General features: G+C 45.8%; 5 protein-coding genes. 2 read left to right on the forward strand and 3 right to left on the reverse strand.

Going from position 1 to position 3432, the window contains the following annotated elements; genetic code table 11:
* Positions 1-30: 30 nt before the first annotated feature.
* The 3 genes from F6K20_RS29965 to F6K20_RS29975 form a co-directional block, all read right to left on the reverse strand.
* On the reverse strand, positions 31-1551 hold the full coding sequence (locus F6K20_RS29965; protein ID WP_008182052.1) for a UDP-N-acetylmuramoyl-L-alanyl-D-glutamate--2,6-diaminopimelate ligase: 1521 nt from the start codon (positions 1549-1551) through the stop codon (positions 31-33).
* A gap of 108 nt (positions 1552-1659) precedes the next feature.
* The gene (locus F6K20_RS29970; protein WP_008182053.1) at positions 1660-1932 is read right to left on the reverse strand and encodes a glutaredoxin family protein; all 273 of its coding nucleotides are present in this window, start codon (positions 1930-1932) and stop codon (positions 1660-1662) included.
* Positions 1933-1940: 8 nt separating this feature from the next.
* Positions 1941-2186 (reverse strand): hypothetical protein, encoded by a 246-nt coding sequence (locus tag F6K20_RS29975; RefSeq protein ID WP_165691799.1) that lies wholly within the window; start codon positions 2184-2186, stop codon positions 1941-1943.
* Between F6K20_RS29975 and fghA the strand changes: the two genes are divergently transcribed.
* Positions 2073-2924 carry an S-formylglutathione hydrolase gene (fghA, locus tag F6K20_RS29980; RefSeq protein WP_044492587.1) on the forward strand — a complete coding sequence of 284 codons (852 nt, stop codon included), beginning with the start codon at positions 2073-2075 and terminating at the stop codon, positions 2922-2924. The two genes, F6K20_RS29975 and fghA, sit on opposite strands and share 114 nt — an antisense overlap.
* A gap of 270 nt (positions 2925-3194) precedes the next feature.
* Positions 3195-3432, forward strand: a 238-nt coding sequence (locus F6K20_RS29985; RefSeq protein WP_353736857.1) for a rubredoxin-like domain-containing protein, incomplete at its 3' end; no start/stop codon positions are given.

The raw sequence follows: 3432 nt of genomic DNA on the forward strand, positions 1-3432 counted from the left end.
TACCTGCCCGCTAAAATAGCTGTCAACTTGCTAACCTATAACCTGTAGCCTACTCATCAAAGCATCTCGGGCTTGCTCTCGGTCATCGAAGTGGATTTTTTCAGTGCCCAGAATTTGATAATCTTCGTGACCCTTACCAGCAATTAAAACTCCATCCCCCGGTTTTGCTTGCAAGATGGCAGTCCGAATGGCGGTAGCGCGATCGCAAATTACCATTGGTTCCACTGATTGAGGAATCCCCTCTAAAACATCCTCTAAGATGCTTTCTGGGTTTTCGGTGCGAGGGTTATCCGAGGTGACTACAGCAACATCAGCTAACTGAGCCGCTATTTTCCCCATCTTAGGACGCTTAGTGCGATCGCGATCGCCACCACAGCCAAATACACAAATCATCTTGCCCTCAATAAAGGGTCGTGATGCCCTTAGTAAGTTTTCCAAACTATCTGGGGTGTGGGCATAATCGACAATAACACTAATATCCTGTTCCGGTTGAATTTGCACCCGTTCCATCCGCCCTGGCACTCCTGGAAATTGAGCCAAGGCTGCTGCTACTAATTCTAAATCCAAACCCAGCTCTAAAACTGTTCCTACTGCTGCGAGCAAGTTAGACAGATTGTATTGACCCACTAGGGGCGAATTAAAGCTAACCTCTCCTACTGGAGTATGCATAATTCCTCTAACCCCTGTTGGCTCGTAGCTTAAGTCCTTCGTCCAGAAATCAGCGGATGGGTTTTGGATACTATAGCTCCAGACTTGCTCAGTTGGTAACTGTTGGATTAACCGCTCTCCATAGGAGTCATCAGCATTAATAATTGCCCTGCCTTTGAGATAGTCGGAACTAAACAGCTTAGCTTTAGCGCTGAAGTAATCATCCATGTTCTGGTGGTAGTCCAAATGGTCTTGGGTGAGATTGGTAAACACCGCCACCTCAAACGGACAGCCCTGGATTCGACCTTGGGCTAAGGCGTGTGAACTAACTTCCATCACTGCCATTTGGGCACCTGCTTTGACCGCTAACTGGAGCTGTTGTTGCAATTGAACTGCAAATGGTGTAGTGTAGCTTGCTGTTTGCTCAAAACCTGGCCAACGGGCATAGAGGGTACCCAAAAGTGCTGTGGGGATAGGACTAGAGCTATGAGCGAGCAGAAATTCAATCAGATGGGTAGTTGTAGTTTTGCCATTAGTACCCGTGACTCCAATCAGCCTGAGCTTCTGTGCTGGGTAGTCGTAGAAGGCTGCTGCAGTTTGAGCAGACACGGTGGTCATGTCATCGGCAGCAATTACACAAACTCCTGTTTCCGGTGAAAGTTCCTGGGGGGGATGTTTGGCAGCCGCTTGGGGAGAAATTATCGCTGCTACTGCCCCAGATGCGATCGCACTTTCCCAGAACTCTCCACCATCTACCCTAGTGCCTGGCATCCCGATAAATAAATCTCCTGGTTGGCAGGCGTGGGAATTGGTACAGATGCCTGTAACCGTTACATCAAGACCCTCGGGGCTAGGAATTTCCACAATATTGGCAATTTTGGCTAATAATTCCCTTAGCTTCATAATCTATTGCACCAAATGACACTATAAGATCTACCGAATCATCACAGCCACCAGTCAACCGTCAACCGTTAAACCGTCAACCGTCAAACCGTCAACCTGATGTATCGCCTATTTTGGCTCACTAACAGGGAAATATTTCCGTAACATTCGCTGCAATTGTGCAACGCTAGCACGAGGAGAGGGGCGAGGCAGGAGCTGTTCCTGACCAAAGTGGTTGATACATAGTACTGGCACTTCATACTGATAGGATTGGAACCAATCCTCTCGACTGGTAATGTCTCGAACCTCTAGCTTAAAGGTTAACCCTTCAATCATCTCTAGCTTTTCAAGCAATCCCTCACAAAGATGGCAACCGGGTTTACTGTAAAGAATTAATTCCATCAGGCAAGTTAGTTGAAAATTGTTGATTTAGACGATAGTTTAGTAAAGATAAGTGCAGCTTCGGCAAACATAGCTGGAGAAACGCTAAAATGCTGGACAGCCACATTCGCCTTCATGGTACGTCCATTTGAACCAGCCCCATGTCCACAGACCTTCGCCTCGTCTCCGAAAACCGTTGCTTTGGCGGTACAGTAGGTTTTTACACTCATCAATCTCAGACTTGTAGGAGCGAGATGGGGTTTTCCGTATACCAACCCCCCCAGGCGAAAGTGCAATCCGTTCCAGTTCTATATTACCTGTCAGGTTTGACTTGCACGGAAGAGAATTTTATGGTTAAATCGGGTGCTCAGCGATTTGCAGCCAAGTATGGATTGATGTTGGTGGCTCCAGATACCAGCCCTCGGAATACAGGAATTCCAGGTGAGGACGATGAGTGGGACTTGGGGTCTGGTGCTGGTTTTTACGTAGATGCCACTCTTGAACCTTGGTCAGCTCACTACCAAATGTATAGCTACGTTGTCCATGAGTTACCCGAGGTAATTGCCAAAAATTTCCCCACGCAAGTTGAGAAACAAGGTATATTTGGTCATTCTATGGGCGGTCATGGTGCGTTGATTTGTGCCTTAAAAAACCCAAAGCAGTACCTATCTGTTTCTGCTTTTGCTCCCATTGCTGCTCCCATGCGCAGCCCCTGGGGTCAGAAGGCATTCACCAATTACCTCGGGACAGACCAAGAGCAATGGCGAGCTTACGATGCCAGCGAACTGGTGTTGACAGCCAACTATAACCATACAATTTTGATTGACCAAGGCACCGCTGACCCCTTTTATGAGAAGCAGCAGTTGCTCCCTGAGGTGTTTGAGAAAGCTTGTGAAAAAGCAGATCAGCCCCTGACTTTCCGTCTCCAGGTCGGCTATAACCATGGTTACTATTTTATCGCCACCTTTATAAAAGACCATATCAGCCATCATGCTGAGGCTTTGTTGGATTGAACAAAATTGAGATAATCCCTTGGTTGCTGAAAAAGTCGAGGTTGGAAGTGTGGACAATACTTCTGCTATTCAGGTTAATCAAAAACTCTAAAAAAACTGGTAATTTATAACTATTAAACCCAGTTTTATTTCTGCAAATCCTAGAATAATATACAGATTTTAGAATAATGTGTTGTTAAAAAAAACTCATTAACTAAGCGCATAAATCTTGTAAATACTAGGAAAATAAAAACAAATTAATGTCAACATCAGTACATTGAGGTTCTGAATATGGCTAATGAAGGTGAAATGTTGGCTTCAACTGTGAACCATCAGCAGTGGGTTTGTACCGTTTGTGGCTATAACATGATTGGTGAAATGCCTGATGTCTGTCCGTTCTGTAGAGCACGCCATGACAAATTCGTTACTTGGGATGAGGCAGAGCAAACCTATCGAGTGACCCCACACCAGATAAATAACTACGTTACACAATTGATTTCTGTGCCTCGTCTTGGTATGGAGCATGCTG

The organism is Moorena sp. SIO2C4 (genome assembly GCF_010672485.1).
GTDB lineage: Bacteria > Cyanobacteriota > Cyanobacteriia > Cyanobacteriales > Coleofasciculaceae > Moorena > Moorena producens.